This window comes from Candidatus Zixiibacteriota bacterium, from assembly GCA_014728145.1.
GTDB lineage: Bacteria > Zixibacteria > MSB-5A5 > JAABVY01 > JAABVY01 > WJMC01.
In genome coordinates this window covers 1-22,462 of record WJMC01000032.1, presented here as the reverse complement: position 1 = coordinate 22,462, position 22,462 = coordinate 1, and the positions used below count along the sequence as shown (strand labels likewise).

General features: G+C 51.9%; 16 protein-coding genes. 6 read left to right on the top strand and 10 right to left on the bottom strand.

Features of this window, described 5'->3' with window-relative positions; translation table 11 throughout:
* The 6 genes from GF404_01735 to tkt all read left to right on the top strand — a co-directional run.
* A partial coding sequence (locus GF404_01735) for an NAD-binding protein (GenBank protein ID MBD3380896.1) occupies positions 1-288 on the top strand: 288 nt, incomplete at its 5' end.
* Positions 289-309: 21 nt separating this feature from the next.
* A complete protein-coding gene (aspA, locus tag GF404_01730) occupies positions 310-1,725 on the top strand; it encodes an aspartate ammonia-lyase (GenBank protein MBD3380895.1) in 1,416 nt (471 codons plus the stop codon).
* Positions 1,726-1,931: 206 nt separating this feature from the next.
* Positions 1,932-3,062, top strand: a complete 1,131-nt coding sequence (locus GF404_01725; GenBank protein MBD3380894.1) for an ATP-dependent 6-phosphofructokinase — start codon at positions 1,932-1,934, stop codon at positions 3,060-3,062.
* A gap of 535 nt (positions 3,063-3,597) precedes the next feature.
* A complete protein-coding gene (locus GF404_01720; GenBank protein MBD3380893.1) occupies positions 3,598-8,103 on the top strand; it encodes a VWA domain-containing protein in 4,506 nt (1,501 codons plus the stop codon).
* Positions 8,104-8,241: 138 nt separating this feature from the next.
* On the top strand, positions 8,242-9,243 hold the full coding sequence (locus tag GF404_01715) for a zinc-binding alcohol dehydrogenase family protein (protein MBD3380892.1): 1,002 nt from the start codon (positions 8,242-8,244) through the stop codon (positions 9,241-9,243).
* A gap of 461 nt (positions 9,244-9,704) precedes the next feature.
* Positions 9,705-11,699: a transketolase gene (gene tkt / locus GF404_01710; GenBank protein MBD3380891.1), complete on the top strand. Its 1,995-nt coding sequence runs from the start codon at positions 9,705-9,707 to the stop codon at positions 11,697-11,699.
* A 7-nt stretch (positions 11,700-11,706) separates the two neighbouring features.
* Here the strand turns inward: tkt and GF404_01705 are convergent, their stop codons facing one another.
* From GF404_01705 to GF404_01660, 10 genes are all read right to left on the bottom strand, one after another.
* Positions 11,707-12,522, bottom strand: coding sequence for an OmpA family protein (locus GF404_01705; protein ID MBD3380890.1), 816 nt, complete (start codon positions 12,520-12,522; stop codon positions 11,707-11,709).
* 5 nt (positions 12,523-12,527) lie between these two features.
* Entirely contained in the window at positions 12,528-13,385 is an 858-nt protein-coding gene (gene motA, locus GF404_01700) for a flagellar motor stator protein MotA (protein ID MBD3380889.1), read from the bottom strand.
* Between the two features lie 209 nt (positions 13,386-13,594).
* On the bottom strand, positions 13,595-14,497 hold the full coding sequence (locus GF404_01695; GenBank protein ID MBD3380888.1) for a hypothetical protein: 903 nt from the start codon (positions 14,495-14,497) through the stop codon (positions 13,595-13,597).
* Positions 14,494-15,465: a diphosphomevalonate decarboxylase gene (gene mvaD / locus GF404_01690; protein MBD3380887.1), complete on the bottom strand. Its 972-nt coding sequence runs from the start codon at positions 15,463-15,465 to the stop codon at positions 14,494-14,496. Before mvaD ends, GF404_01695 begins: the two co-directional genes overlap by 4 nt.
* Positions 15,465-17,762: a hydroxymethylglutaryl-CoA reductase, degradative gene (locus GF404_01685; GenBank protein MBD3380886.1), complete on the bottom strand. Its 2,298-nt coding sequence runs from the start codon at positions 17,760-17,762 to the stop codon at positions 15,465-15,467. The genes mvaD and GF404_01685 overlap by 1 nt, the downstream gene beginning before the upstream one ends.
* Positions 17,759-18,859, bottom strand: coding sequence for a type 2 isopentenyl-diphosphate Delta-isomerase (locus GF404_01680; GenBank protein MBD3380885.1), 1,101 nt, complete (start codon positions 18,857-18,859; stop codon positions 17,759-17,761). Before GF404_01680 ends, GF404_01685 begins: the two co-directional genes overlap by 4 nt.
* Positions 18,860-18,992: 133 nt before the next feature.
* Positions 18,993-20,102, bottom strand: coding sequence for a hypothetical protein (locus GF404_01675; protein ID MBD3380884.1), 1,110 nt, complete (start codon positions 20,100-20,102; stop codon positions 18,993-18,995).
* A 24-nt stretch (positions 20,103-20,126) separates the two neighbouring features.
* Positions 20,127-21,197: a mechanosensitive ion channel gene (locus tag GF404_01670; GenBank protein ID MBD3380883.1), complete on the bottom strand. Its 1,071-nt coding sequence runs from the start codon at positions 21,195-21,197 to the stop codon at positions 20,127-20,129.
* Positions 21,197-21,955: a hypothetical protein gene (locus GF404_01665; protein ID MBD3380882.1), complete on the bottom strand. Its 759-nt coding sequence runs from the start codon at positions 21,953-21,955 to the stop codon at positions 21,197-21,199. Before GF404_01665 ends, GF404_01670 begins: the two co-directional genes overlap by 1 nt.
* A gap of 201 nt (positions 21,956-22,156) precedes the next feature.
* Positions 22,157-22,462 (bottom strand): DUF4878 domain-containing protein (locus tag GF404_01660; protein ID MBD3380881.1); only part of this gene is annotated, 306 nt, incomplete at its 5' end.

The window sequence follows — 22,462 nt, the reverse complement described above, 5'->3', positions numbered from 1 at the left end:
GACTACGACACGCTACTGGAGACGATTTCCGCGGGCGCGCTCAACTCTCCCCTCTATTCACTCAAGGGTGAGAAGATCAAAGCGGGCGATTTCGAAAAGCATTTTTCGATCGACCTGCTGTTTAAAGATCTCAACCTGGCGTTGACCGAATCCGACCGGCAGGGAATCCCCCTGGGGGTGACCTCGGCCTGCCGTGAGGTTTTCTCGGGGGCTGTCGGTATGGATCTGGGCGATCTGGATATGTGCGCGTTGATCAAATTTTACCGCCGGCTGGCCGAAAACAAATAATGTGAACGAAAGGATGACATCATGAAATACAGACTCGAACATGACAGCCTGGGCGAACGGCAGGTCCCGGCCGATGTCTATTACGGCGTACAGACGATCCGGGCCATGAACAATTTCCCGATTACCGGGATCCCGATCTCAAGTTTCCCGAACCTGATCTTCGCACTGGCGGCGGTCAAAAAAGCGGCCGCGCTGGCCAACATGGAACTGGGCATCCTCGACCACAAGATCGGCGACGCGATCGTCAAGGCCTCCGATGAAGTCCGTTCCGGCAAGCTGTTCGATCATTTCGTGGTGGATGTCATCCAGGGTGGCGCCGGCACCTCGACCAACATGAACGCCAACGAGGTGATCGCCAACCGTGCCCTCGAAATCATGGGTTACGAGAAAGGCCAGTACGAGTACTGCCATCCCAACAACCATGTCAACCTCTCGCAGTCGACCAACGATGTCTACCCGACCGCGCTCAAGATCGCCTCGATCTGGTCGATCGAGACGCTTCTGAAGACGATGCAGGATCTGCGTGAGGCTTTCAGCAAAAAGGGTGGTGAATTCGCCGACATTTTAAAAATCGGGCGAACCCAGCTTCAGGACGCGGTGCCGATGACGCTCGGACAGGAGTTCGAGGCGTACTCGATCAGCCTGGGTGAGGGTATGAAAGCCCTGCGCGATTCGACTCGCGAGATCTGCGGCATCAATATGGGCGCGACAGCGATCGGGACCGGGATCAACACGATCGAGGGCTATTCCGAGAAAGTCCGTTTCCTGCTGGCCGAGATCACCCGCCTGCCTCTGATCACCGAACCGCACCTGGTGGAAGCGACCTCGGACACCGGGTCGTTTGTACAGCTTTCGGGCGTACTCAAACGGGTGGCGATCAAGCTTTCTAAAATATGCAACGACCTGAGACTGCTCTCCTCCGGCCCGCGTGCCGGCTTAAACGAGATCAATCTGCCACCCCGTCAGCCCGGATCATCGATTATGCCAGGAAAAGTCAACCCGGTCATCCCGGAGGTCGTCAACCAGGTCTGCTTCCAGATCATCGGCAACGATGTCACCGTGACCCTGGCGGCCGAGGGCGGACAGCTTGAATTGAACGTCTTCGAACCGATCCTGGGCTTCAATATCTTCCAGTCGATCGAGATGCTGGATCGAGCCTGCCGGGTCCTGCGCGAACGCTGTATCGAGGGAATCACCGCCAACCGCGAACGCTGTCGCGAGATGGTTGAGAATTCGGTCAGCCTGGTAACCGCGCTGGTGCCCTACATGGGCTACGAGCAGGCGGCCAAAATCGCCCGTCAGGCACTCGAGACCGGACGGCCGGTGAGACAGCTTGTGCTGGAAAGCGGTTTGATCGACGAGAACAAGCTAAACGAAGTCCTCGATCCGAAAAAGATGACCCATCCACGGGCGGTTTCCGGTTACAGCGGTCTCTGAACAGTTCTCTAAAACAGGACTTTTTTCTTTACTCCGAACGTAATATTTTTACTTTGATACTGAGAGAGCGTTGAAATCTGAACGATTTCAGCCGGAATTAGTGATATCGATTGGCAGGCAAGCATAAAATAGCCCGGATTTCAGCCGATAACATATTCTAAGGCTGTCAATTACACGCAGTCTGGATGCAAACAGAAGGGGTTACGATGGGCAAGAAAATTGGCGTATTGACTGGCGGAGGAGACTGTCCCGGACTGAACGCCGTGGTTCGGAGCGTGGTAAAGACCGCCCTGCATGATTACGATATGGAAATCGTCGGCTTTCTGGACGGCTACGAGGGCCTGATAGAAAACCGCTACATCGAACTGGATGACAAAGCTGTCTCCGGGATCCTGACCCGCGGGGGTACGATTCTGGGCACTTCCAATAAAGCAGACCCGTTTCGCTTCCCGATTCTCGAAAACGAGCGTTATATCTATATCGACCGCTCCTCGCAGGCGATTCGAAATTATGAGAGGCTGGGCCTCGACGCGCTCATCGCGATCGGCGGTGACGGCACCATGGCGGCTACTCACGGCCTCCAGAAACTGGGCATGAAAGCGGTCGGAATCCCGAAAACGATCGACAACGATCTGTACGGCACCGATCAGACTTTCGGATTCGATACGGCCCTGCAGACCGCCACCGACGCGGTCGATAAAATCCATACCACTGCCGCCTCGCATCACCGTATTATGATTATCGAGATGATGGGGCGTTACGCGGGCTGGCTGGCTTTGATGTCAGGCCTGGCTGGTGGCGGAGATATCATTCTGATTCCTGAACTCCCCTATGATCTGGATATCATCTGCGACAAGATCAAGGAACGCAACCGTCATGGTAAGGGCTTCAGTATCATAGTGATAGGTGAAGGAGCCAAACCCGAGGGCGGAGACCTGGTAGTCCAGCGCAAAATCGAAACCAGCCCCGACCAGGTGCGCCTGGGCGGTGTCGCCAACGTGCTCGGATCCCAGATCGAGGGCCTGATCAACATGGAAACCCGTGTGACCATTCTGGGCCATCTGCTGAGAGGCGGAATCCCAACCGCCTATGACCGTATTTTGGCAACTCGTTTCGGCACCGAGGCGGTACACCTGGTAGCTCAGGATAAGCTGGGCCTGATGGTCGGTCTCTCCGGCCAGAATATACAAACCACACCGATTGAACAGGTTGCGGGCAAATACAGGCTTGTTCCCGGAGACTCCCCGCTTTTGAGAACCGGGCACTCCCTGGGTATCAGTTTTGGAGTGGAAGATCCCGTAAAAACAGCCCGGGAAAACGAAATGGCAATCAAATAAAACTGACCTTTTCAGCGCAACTTACTGATTTAATACCGGCGAAACAGCAGTTATCGCCGGTATTTTTTGTCAAAATAAACACCAAAATATTGCACTTTTTCAAAAAATCGACTGAAATTGCCTGAATTTGCGCTAAAATTGCAACTATTTCGACATTTATTTTCTTTTTTTGATAATAAACGGTATGAAAAAATGGATTAATCAGGCCGTTAAATTGGCTCATAAACAGCGTCAAATCGGGCTTTTGCGGGTGCTAAAAATCTGCCAAAATTTTGTTAAAAATCCTTGACATAGTTGATTAAAATTTTATAATACATAAGACAGAACATGGATACTTATCAGTAGCATTTGACCTTATTTCTTAAATGTACAAAGCAACGGCGCAAAAGCAGAAAACTACATAAAAACTAAAACTGCACATCCCTAGCCTATCGGGAGGAATAGGTTAGGCCAAGCATCAACCGATTGGTACCCCATTGTGCCAATTAGGTAAATTTATATATGGGATTAACCGCCTTAAGCGAAAGGAGAGTCAATGCTTAAAGGTAACAAACTACTTCTAGCGTTGCTACTGCCTGTCTTCCTGCTGGCCCTTAGCTTCTCGGCTATCGCTGACTTTGAGGGCGAACACCTCACACCTGAACAGATTGCTGAAAAAATGCAAGCGATGGAAATCGAGAAACTGAATCCGTACTATACGCCTGTCGAGGGTGACCTGGCAGTTCAGACCGACGCCGTCCAGCCTGACAAGGCGAATTGCGATGGCGGCTTTGTAGCCATCCATCCGGATGGAGAAGCCTGTTTCACTCCTCCGATGATTCAGGATAACGGCACGCTTCTTCCTCCGGCCAACGATGAGTGCGTAGACGCTATCGAAATCACCACCTGGCCGTCCGCCATTTCCGGAACCTGCGTCGATGCTACTATCGACTGCCCGGGTCTTCTGGACTGGAATGCGGTCTGGTACAAATTCACCCTGACTGAAATGTCAGACATTTTTGTTGATTACTGTAACACCGTGGACAGCATCTATTCCATGGGCATCATCATCATGAACGACTGTGCTTGTGATGATTATGTCATCGCCGACTCCTATACCTGGACTTGTGCCAATGGTAACGGCGAAATGGAATTTCTGAATGTTCCGGCCGGCACCTGGTATTTCCCTGCCATGGTCGTCGATTGGGACGAGCTTCCGATGGGCTTTGACGTTTACTTTGACAAGTCCGCTTCTCCGCCTCCGCCGGATGGTCGTTGCTGTTATGGCGACCCGGCTGCTCCGAGTTGCATGGACACCGATCAGTTCACCTGCGAAGCTCTGTCAGACTTCCTGTCCTGGAACGAAACTCTGGATTGCACCACTCCGTGCCCGGTTGTTGGTGTAGGCGACAATTGCGCCAATCCGATTGCCGTGACCCTGTCCGGCAGCGATTATTCCGATGCTAACTATACCTGCGGTCGTGTCAATGACTACACTGAATCCTGCCTCGACTCTTATGACGGTGGCGAGGACATCATTTATGAAGTCACCGTGACCACCCAGGTTTATGTAGATATCGAGCTGGATCCTCAGGGCACAACCTGGTCCGGTTTCTACCTGGCCGAGTCCTGCGGTGATGCTTCCACCTGCGTTGGTTATGTGACCAACTCCGGCGGCACCCCGTATGGCCTCTACAATCAGGTTATCGATCCGGGTACCTACTACATCATGGTTGATACCTGGCCGTCACCGGATTGTATCCCTAACTTCACTCTGGATATCACCGATCTCGGCACTCCGCCGGCCGCTCCGGCCAACGACGACTGTGCCGATGCCGAAACCGTTGTCTGGGATACCCAGATGATGGGTACGACCCTGGGCGCGACCAACGACTGTCCGGGTGTTCTGGATTGGAACGCCGTGTGGTATACCTTCGAACTGGATCAGTGCTATGACGTCACTGTCAAGTTCTGCGGCTCTACCCCGGATCTCGAGACCGTCGGTGTGGTGGTCTTCCCGGATTGTACCTGCGGTACTTACACTCTGCATTCCAACACCACCTGGGATGAGTGCCCTGGTGATGGCAACCCGACTTCTTACTTCAATAATCTCGATGCCGGCACCTACTACTATCCGGCCTTCACCGGCCCGGGTACCTATGGTGGCATTCAGCAGGATTTCGTGATTGAATTTGAAAGAAGCGTTTGCCCGCTGGCTCCGGCCAACGACGATTGTGCTGATGCCGAAGCTATTCCTGGACCGTTCCCGGCAACCGTAACCGGTACCACTGTCGGCGCCACCCTGGATTGCCCGGGTGTCCTCGACTGGAACGCTGTCTGGTATACCTTCGATGCTCCGTATGCGAGCAACAATATTACCATCGACTACTGCGGCTCCTCCCCGGATCTGGAAACTGTCGGCGTGGTCCTGTTTGAGGACTGCTCCTGCGGTGCCTATATCCTGCATTCCAATACTACCTGGAATGAGTGCCCTGGCGATGATAACCCGACTTCGTATTTCAATGGTGTCGCTGGCGGTACCTATTATTATCCGGCCTTCACCGGCCCGGGTACCTATGGCGGTATTCAGCAGGACTTCACTCTGACTATCGACATTCAGGAACAGCAGGTCACTCCTGGTGACAACTGCTCCGATCCGTTTGTCATCGACATCACTGGTCCTGGCGATCTGCCGTATACTGACGCCAACTATACCTGCGGCAGAATCAATGATTACGAAAACACCTGTTTGAGCTACTATGATGGCGGCGAAGACATTATTTATGAAATCAATGTCGACGTCCCGATGAACCTGAAGTTCACGATGGATCCGCTGGGCACTACCTGGAACGGTATCGTGCTGAGCACGACCTGTCCGGATATGGGTTCCACCTATGACGACTGCTTTGCCTACGCCAAGGGCACCAGCGGTGATCCGAAGGTTATGCAGGTTGTCGGTCTTACTCCGGGTACTTACTACCTGATGGTAGATACCTGGCCGTCACCGGATTGTATTCCGGCCTTCAACCTGACCATCGAGTCCTTCGTCTTGAATCCGGGTGATTACTGCGGTGATCCGCTGAAGATCAATCTCCCGGCCGACATTCCGTACAACACCACCGACGCTACCTGTGGTCGCGGAAACTATGAAGCCAACACCTGTCTGAGTTCCTATGACGGTGGTGAGGATATCTTCTATGAAGTCAACGTCGACGACGCTGGCTACTTCGAATTCATCCTCGATCCGATGGGCACCAGCTACACCGGTATGGCTTTGAGCGATGCCTGCCCGCCGTCCGGCACTTACTATGACGACTGTCTGGCTGAAGCTCATGGCTCCAGCGGTCTGCCGAAGGGCTTCGTGACTTATCTCGAGCCTGGCACTTATTACCTGATGATCGACACCTGGCCGTCACCGGATTGTATTCCGAACTTCGGACTGACGATCAATGAACTGGCTCCGCCTGAGCTGGTTTATGATCAGACCCTGTTTGAGTTCTGTAATGTCCAGCTTGGCGACAACGGTTGCGCTACCCTGAACCTGAGCAACCTGGGTGACATCGATCTCGACTTCGACTTCGATATCACATACGGCTTCCCGCCGGCCAAGGAAATCGACGGCGCTAACATCATTTCCACTGATGCTTACGTCCCGGGCACCACTGCTGATGTTACCTTCACCATCAGCAATGCCTCTGACGACGCTGAGTGGCTTGATGAGTTCACCATGACCTTCCCGGCTGGTGTGACTGTCAACAGCGCTGACGATGTTGTCGGTAGTTCCGGTAACCTGGTTTGGGACGGTACCACCGGCGACGGTGTGACCTGTACCTGGACCTGCGATGATCCGCCTTACGGTTGTATGTATGGTGACGATGTCGAAACCTTCACCATGAACCTGACCTTCGATGCTGGCCTGGGCGGTCCGCTGACTGTGGATTACACTATCAGTGGTGACGACTGGGGCGATCCGCCTCACGACGTTTCCGGCTCACTCCAGCTTATGGAAGACAATCCGTACACCGCCTGGTTGTCAGTCGACACCGAAACCGGTACTATCCCGGGTGGCGGTAACATGGATATCCAGGTTTGCTTCGATACCCAGGCCTTCACAGTTGGTGGCCTGTACTTCGGCGCCCTGGTCCTGTTCCACAATGGCGGTCTCTCACCGATCACTATCCCGGTCACCCTGTCAATCGGCCCGGATCACGACGATGCCAGCGTACTGCTGATCGACCGTTCCGGTTCAATGGCCCTGACCGATGCTTTCGGTGATTCCCGTCTCGAACGCGCCAAGGCTCTGGCTCATAATGACCTGACCAACATCCAGGCCGCCTCCGACGGTGGCAGCCCGCAGATGGCCGCGGTCATGACGTTCAGCTCCGATGGTATCATCGTCATTGAAGACTTCAGCGACGACTTCGTCGCCCTTCATGACGCTATCGATGCTATCGTGAATCCGCGCCATGATACTCCGCTGGCCGCCGCGATGTGTCAGGCCCATTGCAACCTCACTCAGCTCGGTTGCGGTGTCGATTATATCTACACCTACACTGACGGTGAGGAAAACCAGAGCATGGATTATGATATGTGCGTAATCTGTGATGCTTGCTACCATCTGCACAGCACCGGCTGGAACTACGACTGCGATCCGTCCAACCCGGCCTCCTGTACAGATTGGCAGATGTGCCTGTCCGATGTCTTTGCCAATAATGCTATCAATATCGTGAACTACTTCGGTTCCCCGATCAACCCGTATGCCAAGGGCTCTGCTCCGACCGAAGACCTGTTCTTCCTGAAGTATACGGCTGAGACTTCCGACGGTGAATTCAACTACTATCCTGACGCCGCCTTCATTCCTGGCGATGCTAATGGCGACAGCAGTGTTGACGTTTCCGACGCTGTCTTTATCGTCAATTACGCCTTCGCCGGTGGCGACGCTCCGGATCCGATCGGTGCTGCCGATGCTAACTGCGACGAAGCTGTTGATGTTTCTGACGCTGTCTACATCATCAACTTCGCTTTCGCCGGTGGCACGGCTCCTGCCGATTGCTCACAGTAGAATAGTAACGCAGTTACTATAAATCCTACCATCCGGGGGGAATCCCCCGGATGGTTTTTTTATGCCTCGAAGTCCTTTCATTATATATTGTAATAACCTCCTGTTTTTTATATCTTGCTTGGAAGAGGAGGATCTCAGATGCTTGCCTATCAATTCGATAAACCAAACGATATATCCAGCAATCCGCTTGCACCGCACGAACTGCCAGTACCCGAACCAGCATCGGGACAGATCAGGATTAAAGTCGATGTCTGCGGAGTTTGCCATACCGACCTGCATACGGTCGAGGGAGATCTCGAGCTCCCCCTGCTTCCATTGACACCCGGCCACCAGGTAGTCGGAAAAGTCGACAAACTGGGGCCCAAAGCGACGTTGCATCAACCCGGCGCACGGGTGGGAGTAGCCTGGTTGTATCATACCTGCGGTAAATGCGACTACTGCTTGAACGGTCTCGAGAACTTGTGCCCAAAAGCCCGGTTTACCGGGCTTCACGCCAATGGAGGCTATGCGGAATACATGGTAGTCGATGAAGGTTTTGCATATGTACTGCCGGATGAGTTTTCTGATGAAAATGTCTCCCTCCTGCTGTGTGCCGGAATTATCGGGTACCGTTCGTTGAAACTGAGCGAAATCAAGCCGGGCGCACGGCTGGGGTTGTATGGTTTCGGGGCCAGCGCCCATATTGCCATACAGGTCGCTCGTCACTGGGATTGCGAGGTGTACGTTTTCTCGAGAGGCGAGCATCATCGAAAACTGGCCGAAGAACTCGGCGCGTCCTGGACTGGCACATCTGATCAAAATCCACCGGAGAAACTCGACAGCGCGATCACATTCGCACCTGTCGGACATCTTGTCCCGACCGCCCTGGGTCATCTCCGGCCAGGCGGTACACTGGCGGTCAACGCTGTCCATCTCTCGCCAATACCGCAATTTGACTATTCGCTTATATATGAGGAAAGAACTCTGCGCAGTGTGGCAAATTTTGCGCGCAGGGACGCTACGGAATTCCTAAAGACTGCGTCTGAAATACCGATAAAAACAGAGGTAGAAGTCTTTGAACTTTCCAAGGCCAACCAGGTCCTCAAAAAGTTGAAAGAAAGCAAGCTGAAAGCGGCGGCAGCGCTCAAGATTGAGAGGTAATTAACTCTGTCAGACTGGGTTAAGAAAAATACCCGATTTTTTAATGTTTTTTGAATATATCTGTTGACAATTTTCAACAATGAGTTATAATAGAATTGCCCTTTTCATTTAAACCTACCCTATAAGATGTGGTGTTTATAGACCGGCTCCTACTTGCCGGTCGCTTTTTTTTGGGGGTTTTTTCCATCACATTCATTGTTTAAGCAGTTGACAAAGGCATAAAAACATTTCATTATCTATTCCCAAAGGGGGTAATCTTTCGAGGGTTGTGGCGAAGAGGCAAACCGGAGAAAACTCAGCTACGGGATAGGATTGTATGCCTGCAACTCTGAAAGACTTTTCTTCACCTGGATTCAATTTTGAGCCTTTCCCGGGCCTGCACCACCAAAACATAAGGGGTAATAATGGAGTATGCCAGCCAGTCTCAGAAATTGAAAGATCCGCAGACACAAGGTGCAAACATGGAAAAAACAACTGATATCGAGCAACTTACGATTAACACCATTCGTTTTCTGGCTGTCGACGCGGTTCAGAAGGCGAATTCGGGCCATCCGGGACTGCCGATGGGTACTGCTCCGATGGCTTACCTGCTCTGGAAAAAGTATCTCAAGCACAATCCCAAAAACCCGGGCTGGTTCAACCGCGACCGTTTCCTGCTTTCTCCCGGTCATGGTTCGATGCTTCTGTATGGCCTTTTACACTTGACCGGCTACGACCTCAGCCTTGAAGACATAATAGATTTTCGGCAGTGGAATTCGAAAACTCCGGGACATCCGGAACTCGGTCGCACACCCGGAGTGGAGATGACTACCGGTCCTTTAGGCCAGGGCTTTGCAACCGGAATCGGGATGGCAATTGCCGAGAGATTTCTGGCGGCCCAGTTCAACCGTCCCGGGCATGAGATCGTCGATCACTTTATTTATGCTATTGTTTCCGATGGCGACCTGCAGGAAGGTATCTCTTATGAGGCCGCCAGTTTGGCAGGGCACTACCGCCTGGGCAAGCTTATTTACCTTTTTGACGATAACCGGATTCAGATCGAGGGTTCCACTTCAAGGGTATTCTCAGAGGATATCAGAAAACGGTTCGAGGGTTTTAACTGGCAGGTGATCGGCCCGATCGATGGCAACAACCTGGAAGAAATCCAAAAAGCGATAGACGAGTCCAGGGCAAATCCCGACCAGCCGTCACTGATTGACTGCCGTACCAATATAGCTTTCGGATCTCCCAACAAGCAGGATACAGCCGCGGCCCATGGCGCTCCGCTGGGAGAAGAAGAAGTTGCCGCCACGAAACGCAACCTGGGATGGCCGGAGGATAAGCACTTTTATATTCCCGATGAAGTTCTCCCTCATCTGCGCACTGCCGTTGATGAAGGTCAAAGCGCTGAAGAACAGTGGAACCGTCTCATGGAATCTTATCAATCTCGATACCCTGCTGATTACGCTCGTTTTATGGACCAGGTTGGCGGACATCTGCCGGACAACTGGTCTGAGGGACTTGATGACCTGTTTAAGGACACCGGCCAGAAACTGGCCACGCGGGGCGCATCGGGCGAAATACTGAATAAACTGGCGGAAAAATTTATCAATATAATGGGGGGATCGGCCGACCTGGGTCCTTCCAATAAAACCATCATAAAGGCGGACAACGATTTCAGCGCGGATGATTACAGCGCTCGAAACTTGAATTTTGGTGTCCGTGAGCACGCCATGGCGGCTATCTGTAACGGCATCGCCCTGCACAGTGGCGTCATCCCTTACGCCGGCACATTCCTGGTATTTTCTGATTACATGAAACCTGCCATGCGTCTTTCCGCGCTGATGGGCCTGCGGGTCATTTACATATTTTCTCATGACTCTATCGGTCTGGGAGAAGACGGCCCGACTCATCAGCCGATTGAACACCTGCTCAGTATGCGCGCAATACCTAATCTGTATGTCATCCGACCGGCAGATGCCAACGAGACAGTTTACGCCTGGAAAACAGCGCTTGAGAGGATGACCGGTCCGACGGCGATCGTCACCACACGCCAGAAACTGCCGGTTCTCACTCAAAACCCGGATGCTGTCAAGGGAGCTTATATCGTGCGGGAGAGTGATAAAGAACCGGAGGCAATCATAATAGCAACCGGTTCGGAGCTTTCACTGGCACTCGAGGCGAGTGAGATACTCAAAAAAGACGGTGTGGATGTACGTGTGGTTTCGATGCCCTCCTGGGAGCTTTTTGAAGCCCAGCCATTGGAATATAAGAACAAGGTTTTTCCTCCTGAAATCCGTATCAGGCTGGCGGTCGAGGCCGGATCTTCAGAGGGATGGCGTAAATACATCGGTTTCGAGGGTGATGTAATCGGGATTGATCATTTCGGAGCTTCGGCCCCCTATGAAGTCCTGTACGAAAAATTCGGGATTACCTCGCTTGAGATCGCGAAAAGGATAAAGAAACTGGTCGGATAATAAACGCTCAGAATATATCTTCGAGTTCTTCAGAATCAGTATAGTAGCGTGTGGATTCGGATTTGATCAAAACCAGAATCGCGATCCTGCGGTTGCGTTCATCGTAGGGATCATCGAGAATCTTGGGAAACCGGTCAGCATAGCCTTCCACGCTGAATAGCTGGTGGTCTTTCACACCGGATTCGACCAGCACCCTGCGGGCGGTGTTGGCTCGGTCAGCGGACAGCTCCCAGTTGGTGTAATCTTTGCGGGAGTATTTCCTGCGGTCGGTATGCCCCTCAACCACGATATCGTTGGGAAGCGAACCGAGCTCTTCGCCGATGATCTGGATAATCTTTTTTGCTTCCTGCGACAGCTTGGCTGATCCCAGTTCGAAGAAAGTCTGCTCAATACCTTTATCTACAAGTTGGATTCGAAGCCCTCGTGGAGTAATTGTCATCTCGACCTGGTCCCTGAGCCCGGTAATTTCCGGATTGTCCTCCATAACGCGCTTGATATTCTGGGCCGCCTTGCGTAACAGCATCAATTCGTTGCGCTTTTCCAGCATCGGGTCGGTCGTACGAGGCGCGGGAGATCCCTTGAGCACACCACTGCCCTTGATCATCTTACCGTAATTGGCAGGATCGTTGAAATATCCAGCCACGGCCTGTTTGACTTCATCCGACTGAGTCACCAGCCACATAACCAGGAAGAAAGCCATCATGGCAGTAACAAAATCGGCGTAAGCCACTTTCCAGGCTCCGCCGTGATGGCCACCATGACCGCCCTTCTTTTTAACGACTATTATTGGTTGTTGGGGTTTCTCTTCTTCTTCTTCTGGCATCCTTACTACCTCATACGAGCTTTGTTACAAGCATCTTCGAGTTCCTGAAAAGACGGGCGCATATCACCGGGCAGAGCCCTGCGCGCGAACTCGACCGCCATTACACCGGCAATTCCCTTCTGGAATGCCAGCAAGCCCTGTTTCATACATTCGTAAATCTTGGATTTATCGGTATTCGCAAAACTCAGATTTGTCGCGATCGGCAGGATGAATCCATAGGCGGATAACACACCCAGGAAAGTACCTACCAGAGCGGCACCGACCTTGTGGCCGATCTCCTCAGGAGGGCCACCGATCGCACCCATAGTCAGGACCACGCCCAAAACAGCCGCAACGATACCAAAACCGGGCATCGCATCGCCCACTTTGGTAATAATCGTGGGGGCGCGTTCCAGTTCTTCATGGTGGGACTCAATGTCTGTATCCATAAGACTTTCCAGCTCATGGGTTTGCGCGGTACCTGTGATCACCATACGCAACGTATCACACAGAAACGCCACCGCGTGATGGTTCGATTCAAACTTGGGATACCTCTTAAAGACAGAACTGCTTTCCGGGTTCTCGACATGTTTTTCAAGCGCAATCAGGCCGTCTTTCCTGGCGACATTAAACAGCTCGAACATCATGACCATGACATCCAGGTAATCTTCCTTAGACATTCCCGGTGTGATCACGTCAGAGAGCTGAGCGATCATTTTCTTGAGGTTACTGAGAGAGGTCGCCGCTAAAAGCGATCCAATCATCGCCCCGCCGATAATAATGAACTCAGCCGGCTGATACAGTGTCAGAAGTTTGCCCCCTTCTGCCATAAAACCGCCGATTACACCGGCCGCGACAATGATGAGTCCAATTATTGAAACCAATTTAATTCCCCATTTTACTAAGGTTATCTAAACTAAATTTCGGCACTAATCCCCAAAATCTTAGCAATTATATTAAAGCTCTTAATTCATATACAATGATTTCATATACCAGCTGAATACCATCCTGCCAGCTATAAACAGTAAATCTCGTTCCTGTAAAGAGTATCGGTAGATTCGGAAGTAAATTGACTATAAAAAAGATGCTAAAATCAATTAAGTCTGATAACCAGTCCATCGAGCTGATCGAGGGGCAGATCACCGACCAGCAGGATCATATCGCCCCCGCCGGCGCCGGTCGGCTTGGCGCGCCCGCCATGTTTTACAGCCCAGTTGCTAATCTCTTCATGGATTTCTAGATAATATCGCATCCGTGCTCGAATCGCCATGGTCCGAAGGATATCGAGATATGAATCCATATATTCAAACAGCCGATCCCGATCCTGTTGAAACCATGCTTGAGACAGCTTATGGCTGAGTTCGACCAGTTTTGCCATAGGTCCGGAAGCAGTAATACCCTCGTGGTCGATAAGGTGGCTGAATTCCGCGACAAGCTTGCGTGTGTCAGCCGGCCTTCCGGTATAATACAAAGCTAGCGGAATATCAGGGAATTCCCTGATATCGACATCGATCTCCCTGTCAGTCCGCCGAAACAGAAGCGGAAGCTCAAATGCGCAGGCGGCCACATCCGCACCGCTTCCACTGCCCTCCTGTGCATGAGAATGTGCCAGGGCTGAATACATGGCGATATTTCCTATCGCGTCCTCATGTTTGAATCCAGCCCGTAAAAACCTGAGCGCGATCACACCGACAGCTTCGGCCGCTGACAATCCTAACCCCAGCTTGAGCCGGTTGCCCTCGGTATCAATATGAAAAAACCGGCTGTCATCAAATTTCAGTTGCGGTTTCCCGTGCTCATCCTCAAACCGCTTGAGTTCCTCGATCTCGCAACTCAAGGCTGTCTCGACTACCGGGGAATAGTTTTTCTGTTGCTTCTCTGTAGTTTCGGACACGACAAGTTGACGCGGTACAGGCATCATCGCCGCGGTGCCACCGTAGAGAACGGCGTATTCACCGGAGAGCATAACCTTAGCGGGGATTTTTAAGTTTATCATGACTTTTCCAGGATAACCGCCGGTCCACCCGGAAGGCTGGGCTGGGCCGAAAAAACGCCTTTGATTTTAGCGGCACGGTTTGCGATTTTCTTCAGATTGCTGGTTTTGCTGAGAAGTGCCAGATGAGGACCGGCATCCATGGTAAAGTAGACCTGAAGACCCTTTTTGCGCCAGCGGATAACTTCCTGTATCACCCTCAGGCTGACATCGTTAAAGTATAAAAGCGACGGGCGTGAAGCAACCATGCAGGCATGCATCGCCATAGCGTTGGCTTCGGTCAATTTACCGACCTCCTCCAGGTCGCGCCGGATTATTGCACTTTCGAGAGCACGATAATCGAGTTTGGCCTGTTTCAGCCACTCTTTATAATATGGTGATGTTTCTGCGCATAACTGCATACCCTCGCGCGAGGAGATTGATTTTTCGGGAGCTTCGACCTCGACTATGACCATGCCCCAGTCGATATCATCGGCAGAAACAATTTCCTGCGCATCTGGATTTTTTGACACGGGCATACGGGCCACCCCGCCCACGATCGAACGGGCGGCAGATCCGCTTCCCATCCGCGCCAGTCGTGACAATTCGGCTACTGACAGATTCTTCTCTGAGATACCGGACAGCGCCATAGCCAGCGCCGCAAAACCGGATGAGCTGGAAGCCAGCCCTGAAGCTGTGGGAAAGTCGTTGTCGGTGGAGACACGATAGTGCCCCCGGATCAGGCCACGCTTCCGCCACAAATCCAGAAAATCACGCATTCGCTGTACTTCATGTTTTTGAGGTCGACGGCCGTTGAGAGTAAAACTGTCGCTGTTTTTGGTGTTCTTGGCCACGACAGTCTCGGTCACTAAACCTGCCAGGGCGATTGAAATAGAGGGTGTAGCCGGACGATTCTCTGTACCGGAAGCTTTTCCCCAGTATTTTGATAAAGCGATATTCGCAAAAGCACGGGCTTTGACTCGATGAATCATTACTGCCCCCCTAACTGGAATGGGAACACCATCGGAAATCTGTCAGCCAGTTTTTCCAGTAAATCGTACTGTTGTTCCGGTTCAACCAGGGCAATAACCGCCCCGCCACCACCACCGCCGGTGAGTTTGGCGCCGAGGACATCCAGTTCCAATAGTTCTTCGACCGCATTATCGAGAGCGTCGGTGGAGACACCAAGCTTTGCCAATAGCTCATGATTCTGAAACATCAGCCGTCCCGCTTCGGTCAGATCACCAGTCCCCAAAGCAATTCCGGCATCGACTGTGAGGTTGCCGATATCTTCCAGGAGCGCATCGATCTTCTCAGGGTTTTTACAGCGTTCTTCTTTGACATGACTCACCAGTTCGATCGTTCTGGCACCCGGTTCGACGATACATACCAGCCCGGAGACAGTGGTCGGCACACGAATCGGAAGGATCTCGCGGGGCGGTCCCTTGCGGAACCAGAGCACGCCCTCGGACAGCACCGTGGCGGCATCCATCCCGCTCGGGTTGCCATGAAATATTGCCTCCAGTTTCTGGGCGTCGCCAAATACGCCGGAATCCCAGCGTCGTTTCTGGGTCTGATGTTTGTATTTCCGGAGCGCGTTGCAAAGAGCGACCGAGAAAGCCGCCGATGACCCCAGCCCCATACCGGGTATCAGGTCGGATTCGATCTGCACCGCGATCGGTTCATTCTGCAGGTCATAGAGTTCGAGTGCATAGTCGACAGCCTTTGAGAACAGGCGGATATCACTTTCCGCTTCCGAGATCGGAAAGGCCTGCCGGAAATGCGGGTATATAAATCGTGGTCCATCCGGGTCACGGCTGATCTTGACCCTCAGGCCGATATCAATTGTCGAGGTTATGCCGGGATAATTGTATACGGTGGCATGTTCACCGAACAGCACGATCTTGCCCGGGGCATAGGCGGTCACCGGAAGTTCATCGGATGAAGATTGAAGTTTTTCACTCTGGCGTATCCTGCTGTAGATTTCCTCGGCCATAGCGACTTTGACCTGGCCACGGGCGATCATCTCCTGGCTGACTTTTTCGATCTTGTCAGCTGGTACCCCTACCGATATGGCAATACTGCGCGCATGCAGTGCCATGTGACCGCGCTGGACCCCCTCGGTCGCAAGCGCCAGGCAGGCGGTGAAATTCTGTCCCAAACCGACAGCCGCCAAAAGACCGGCCAGTTGACGGGAATTCTTGACCCCGCTGATCGTACGCAAAAGCTTGACACCCGGGTGAGAGTTGACAGCACCACCGACCCATCCGACCTGGAGCGGGAGTTCGATACTGCCATACAGGTTGCCATCGGCATAGTGATAATCAGTCAATGAACTGTACACGCCGTTTTTAGCGGCGTAGGCATGACCACCGGCTTCAATCGCGCGCCAGTCCTGTCCCAATGCCAGGGCGGCGGCACAGATGCCGTTGAAGATGCCCTTGTTGTGGGTGGCCGCGCGGTAGGGATCGAGGCTGGCAAATTTACTGGCCTCGACCATCCTGCGGGCGACTTCCTGCCCGCTGAAATTTTTAAATTCGAGATGTCTTACCGGCAAGCTGAAGCTGGCACGGGCCAGCCTTCGATCTGCAAGATTAGAAAGAATCCTGAGGTTGACTCGACCGCCGGTGATATCCTCAACGACCGGTCCGACCGCCTCGCAAGCATAGTTGACGGCATTGGCTCCCATCGCCTCACAGACATTGTATAGCAGATGGATGACCAGCATCGGTCCGATCTCGTCATCACCGGGAAGCCTGCGGATCTCAAAATCAAAGACCCCGCCTCCACGCCGGCACATACGCGAGGACACGCTGTTGGCGGCTTCCAGAATCACTGCCTTATTCTCGAGTAACGCTTTTTCAGCAAGATTTAAATCCTCCAGATCCAGAACCTGCACCTGTCCGATCATGACCGGGTCGTCGATCGATGTCGTGAATCCACCCCCCTTGCGAATCAGCATGGCGGCCTTGGAAGCGGCCGCGATAATCGAGGCTTCCTCGACAGCCATCGGCACCAGGTGATCGCGCCCATCAACTAAAAAATTGAGACCCAGCCCGAGCGGTACACCGAACACTCCGATCGCGTTTTCGACCATGTTGACCGCGTTTTCGACCCGCAGGGCATCGCCATTACGGAGCATCTCGACCTGTCGATCGGTGAGGTTAAAAGTTCGCGCCAGAAAAGCCAGACGCTGTTCGACCGGCAACTTGTAGAAACCGGGGATCCGCGATGACTTCAGCTCATTGAGCTTGCGGGTTGTATCTCTGACGATCTGAATTTTCTTCATGATTTGCTGTTTTCTCCCTCGATTAACCCCAGCTGTGTCAGCCAGGTGAGAAGATTTCCTGTATAGATTCGCCGGGCATCTTGTAACGCCGGGACACTTTCGGCACGGCTCAAGAGCATGGCGGTTTTAAGTTCATATACATACTGTTCTATTAATTTACTTGCGCCCTCCACCCCGTTCTCAATAAAACCAAGCAGGATCGGCCGGGCAAAGCCGACTATATCCGCTCCAGCAGCAATCGCTTTTGCGCAGTCGAGACCATTTCTGATACCGCCCGAACCGATCAGGCAGGTATCATCGGAAAGCAACCTGCGTCCGGCAACCAGGCTGACAGCCGTCGGCACCCCCCATTCGGCATAAGTGTTGCCTGCGGTCCGCAAAAGACTGTGGTTAGCCCGGAACGATTCTACCTTAGTCCAGGAAGTCCCCCCTGCTCCGGCAATATCAATATAGTTTACGCCAAGTTTAGCCAGCCGTCTGATAACCTCCGGAGACATCCCCGAACCGGTCTCCTTGACCAGAACTCTGCCCTGCAGGTGATCGTTGAGGCGGGCGATATCCTCCAAAAGACCATTGAAGTTTCTATGCCCCTCGCGCTGCATCATCTCCTGGGCCGGATTGAGATGAACACAGATACCGTCGGCCTCGATCTGGTCCACCAGCCCGCTTATGGTCGCAAGCGGGTACTCCTCGAGCTGTACAGCCCCGATATTGCCCAGAAGCACACCGTCGGGAATCGACTCGCGAACCGCAAAATGTGCCGTCACCTCGGGATGATGAAGCATCACCCGCTGACTGCCTACTGCAAACGCTATCCCCTGAAGCTGGGCGACCTCGGCCAATCCATGGTTCATCTTTTCCGCAAACTCCGCTCCACCTGTCATACTGGTGATCATCAGCGGAGCTCTCAACTGTTTGCCGAAAAAGGTGGTCTTCAAATCAATTTGATCAAAATCAAGTTCAGGCAGGGCGTTATGCAGTAAATTCAGATCCTCGAGCAGGGTCGAACAGCGATATTCGACATCCTCCTCGATTACGATCCGAAGGTGTTGATTTTTTCTTTCGACCGTCGGGCCGGGTTTGTTACTCAAATCCATAATATCAATATAACAATATAAATACGAAAACGGTCTCAGTTTTTTATACAAACATGGTAATATCAGATTCAAATTATCTTTGTCAAGGGTTTAATCATTTTGGAAGTTAGCAGTAGTTGAAGAAAATCTCTTATCAGGTCATACAGCCTCTGGCATCAATCCTTATCTGATCGATAACCTCATCGCCATCAACAAGATAAGCCTTATCAAACAGATTAGCCACCGGGCAGGCATGGTTCGGTATAATGCGTACTTTTTGGGTCAACTTGAGCGTATCTATGTTGTGCGTGATGATTCCATGCTCCTCAGACACCCGGACTACTTTTGAATCCAGCCCGGGAATATAACCGTAGCCCGAAAGCAACTGGTTCCCATGAACCCCCTGTTCCAGCGAGAGAGCCTTGCTTCCGGCATCGATAACAGCCCTCTGATCCGGTTTAATACTGGTTACCGAGGACAGAACAGTCAAGGCGCATTGGGATTGCACACAGGTTCCCAGAGAGACCTGCATCATATCGTTAAATATATAGTTACCAGGGCGGATCTCGGTAATGCCTTTGATTTTCCCGGAATACCGTATGGTTGGTGTAGAACCGACCGAGACCTGCCTGATTTCGCAACCTCCGGCTTGCAAGCGATCGGCCAGATCGACCATAAAGTACCCCTCCTCTTCGGCAATCATTGCCAACTCGGAACGATTTGTAGCTGAATAAGCGCGTCCGGCATGGGAGAGTATCCCCTCCAGTTCAACTCCACTGTTTTCATGAATCAACCCGGCTAAATCGATGACCTCTTCAGTCCGGGAGAGACCAGCCCGTTTCAAGCCCACATCGATTTCAATGAACAGGCCCAGATTCATCTGCCTGGCGTAAAATGCCCGTGATAATTCAAACAGGTTGGGCTTCGAATCGACGGCCACAGTAACGGTTACTTTTTCTGCCAGATTCAGCAACCTGTCTACTTTGATTTGACCGACGATCTGGTTGGCTATCTGGATATTAGTAAACCCGAGGGAAGCCATCTTCTCGGCTTCCGAGAGTTTGGCAACCGAGATCCCGACCGCGCCGGCATCGATCTGCATACGGGCCAGCAGGCCACATTTATGTGCCTTCACATGGGGCCTTAGGGCAACTCCATGGCGACGGGCATACTCCTGCATCCTCAGGATATTATCCTGAATGATCTTGGTCTCAAATAGAAGAGCAGGAGTGTCGATCTCATTGATACTGTGCGGCAGGGCCAATCAATCGACTCCTGAAACAGGAAATTAGTCTTCTACACCATTCTGGCTTTCATCCGTATTCCGCATATATACAGTGCGGATAGGAAATGGAATCTCTATGCCTTCCTGGTTGTAGCGTTTATGCAAGCGTTTGATAAATTCGCTTCTCAGCTTAAATATATCCAAATACCTGCGGACTGGCAAGCGACAAGATAAATTTATGCTCGAATCGCCGAATTCACGAAAGCGAACGACAGGTTTGTGGGGGAAATTATCGGGGTACATTGCGCTAACTGCCTCAGTGGCTACTTCTCTGGTGGCTTTCTCGACCTGATCCAGGTCGGAGTCGTAGGCCACACCGACATAGACCCGATACCAGACAAGTTCACGGGGAAGGTTGTAATTTGTCACGATCGCCGAGGAGACTTTACTGTTTGGAACGATAAATACCCGCGTCGACCGCAACGACCGAATAGTGGTGTTGCGCCACTTGACATCGGTCACATAGCCTTCCTCGCCGGTATCGAGCTGAATAAAATCCCCGGGCCGGATCTGCTTGTTGACTATGATCTGAAATCCTGCAAACAGGTTCGACAATGTGTCCTGAAGAGCGAGAGCTACTGCGAGTGATCCGACGCCCAGCGCGGTTATCAATGGAGTAATCGACACACCCAGGTTCTGCAGGATAATTATCGCGCCGGTGATGATCACCAGCAGAGCGGCGATATTTGACAGCAGTGTAGTCGAGGGTAATCCGGATGTGCTCTTGCGTGAGTAAAGCTGGATAAAACCAGCCAGTACCCGTGCCAGAATCATCGTCAGCGCAAAAATCAACAGCGCCACGATCGACTTGTTCAGGATCTCGCGGTATTTATCCTGCATATCGACATACAATGTCGAGAAGTAGATACCGCCGATAATGAACAGGATTACAAAGATACGTTTAAAGGCATGAATCAGGACGTCATCCCATTCCCATTGCGTGTTCTTGGCCAGCCTGCGGAGTGTGCGGATGACCATGATCTCAAATATGATCCCGAACACCAGGGCGGCCAGGATAATGCTTCCGGCCAGAAACCACTCATTGGACAGGATTTCGTTCACCAGTTCCATCATCACTCCGATTTCACCAGGCTGTCCTCCACGATCTCAAAAAACAGGATAGAGCTTTCCTTGCTTTTGTTGAAGATCACTTCTTTTTCCAGCATCTCGGTAGTATCAAAATAAAGCCAGAGGTCTTCCATCCAGTGTTCCTTAAAAATACCCTCGTAAGCCTTGCTACCATCCTCGCGCCAGTTGGTAATCAGGCCATGCATCCGGCCATGACGGAAACTGCCCTCCTCGATCACCGGGCCGTCGACATAATAATAGACAGCCGACTTGCCATGGTTGATGAAAACACCCGCCTTGCGATCGTAACCCTCCTTGACCACCTGGCGACCATCGGGGAAAACGAACCTGTCGACGCGGGTCAATACGGATTGTTCCTCCTTGTTATCCACAGAGTAAAGTCCGCGTTTACCGTAAATCGTCTCTTCTATTTCTTTGCCGTCACGATACAGGATTTCAGATTTGCGGGTCATATCTTCGCGGTACTCAACAACCAGGCTGTCCAGTTTGCCGTCTTTTATAAAGCCCGAACGCTTACGTTTACCTGAGGGATACCATTCCACGAAACGCCCCTCTTCTACCAGGTCGCCATCATCATCGACCACTACGGTCTGATACTTCTTGAGCGTGCTGTCAGAATAATAATCTACAACGACTTTCTTGTATTGTTTGATCGCCTGTGGTTTATGGCTGTCCTGTTGAGCCGTCACAAGAGCAGTCATCAAAAACAGGCAGGTTATCAGCATTCTAATGGTAAACTGCAAGATGGATCCTCCTTCGGAAAAACGATATCGCATGAGGTGTATTTCTTACTGATACACACAAGTTAACAGTCTGATTAGAATATTCAACACAAAAAAGCGGAAAACCGGCAAATATAAAAAGCCGTCTTAAAACAAGACGGCTTTAAAATCCTATACACTAAACTATTTATCTTAGATTCAAGCGGTTCTATGATAGCACGGTCACTTTATAAAACCATTATCAAGCACCCATTTGCCGTCAACCAGGCGTACAGTATGATCTGCATCTTCCACCCCTTCCCCGGAGTGAATCTGAACTGTAACAATCACCTGATCGTCGTCCATCTTTTCGTCGTTAGTGATTTCATAATTGAATGAACTGGTGACCTGCGCCAATTGTTCGAGGCGACCGGTATTTTTCAAATCCTCAACAATCTGCTCGCCATCCTCGACATATTTCGCAATCGCTGAAGCGAGGTTACCTTCCGCCGTTTCCCAGTAGAACATCTTTACCACAGCCACCGCGGT

What these genes read in the sequence shown, in the direction of transcription:
- GF404_01680 (MBD3380885.1), bottom strand. Translation starts at nt 18,859, where the DNA reads ATGGATTTGAGTAACAAACCCGGCCCGACGGTCGAAAGAAAAAATCAA.
- GF404_01725 (MBD3380894.1), top strand. Translation starts at nt 1,932, where the DNA reads ATGGGCAAGAAAATTGGCGTATTGACTGGCGGAGGAGACTGTCCCGGA.
- GF404_01705 (MBD3380890.1), bottom strand. Translation starts at nt 12,522, where the DNA reads ATGCCAGAAGAAGAAGAAGAGAAACCCCAACAACCAATAATAGTCGTT.
- aspA (MBD3380895.1), top strand. Translation starts at nt 310, where the DNA reads ATGAAATACAGACTCGAACATGACAGCCTGGGCGAACGGCAGGTCCCG.
- GF404_01685 (MBD3380886.1), bottom strand. Translation starts at nt 17,762, where the DNA reads ATGAAGAAAATTCAGATCGTCAGAGATACAACCCGCAAGCTCAATGAG.
- mvaD (MBD3380887.1), bottom strand. Translation starts at nt 15,465, where the DNA reads ATGATTCATCGAGTCAAAGCCCGTGCTTTTGCGAATATCGCTTTATCA.
- GF404_01670 (MBD3380883.1), bottom strand. Translation starts at nt 21,197, where the DNA reads ATGATGGAACTGGTGAACGAAATCCTGTCCAATGAGTGGTTTCTGGCC.
- GF404_01720 (MBD3380893.1), top strand. Translation starts at nt 3,598, where the DNA reads ATGCTTAAAGGTAACAAACTACTTCTAGCGTTGCTACTGCCTGTCTTC.
- GF404_01695 (MBD3380888.1), bottom strand. Translation starts at nt 14,497, where the DNA reads ATGATAAACTTAAAAATCCCCGCTAAGGTTATGCTCTCCGGTGAATAC.
- GF404_01715 (MBD3380892.1), top strand. Translation starts at nt 8,242, where the DNA reads ATGCTTGCCTATCAATTCGATAAACCAAACGATATATCCAGCAATCCG.
- tkt (MBD3380891.1), top strand. Translation starts at nt 9,705, where the DNA reads ATGGAAAAAACAACTGATATCGAGCAACTTACGATTAACACCATTCGT.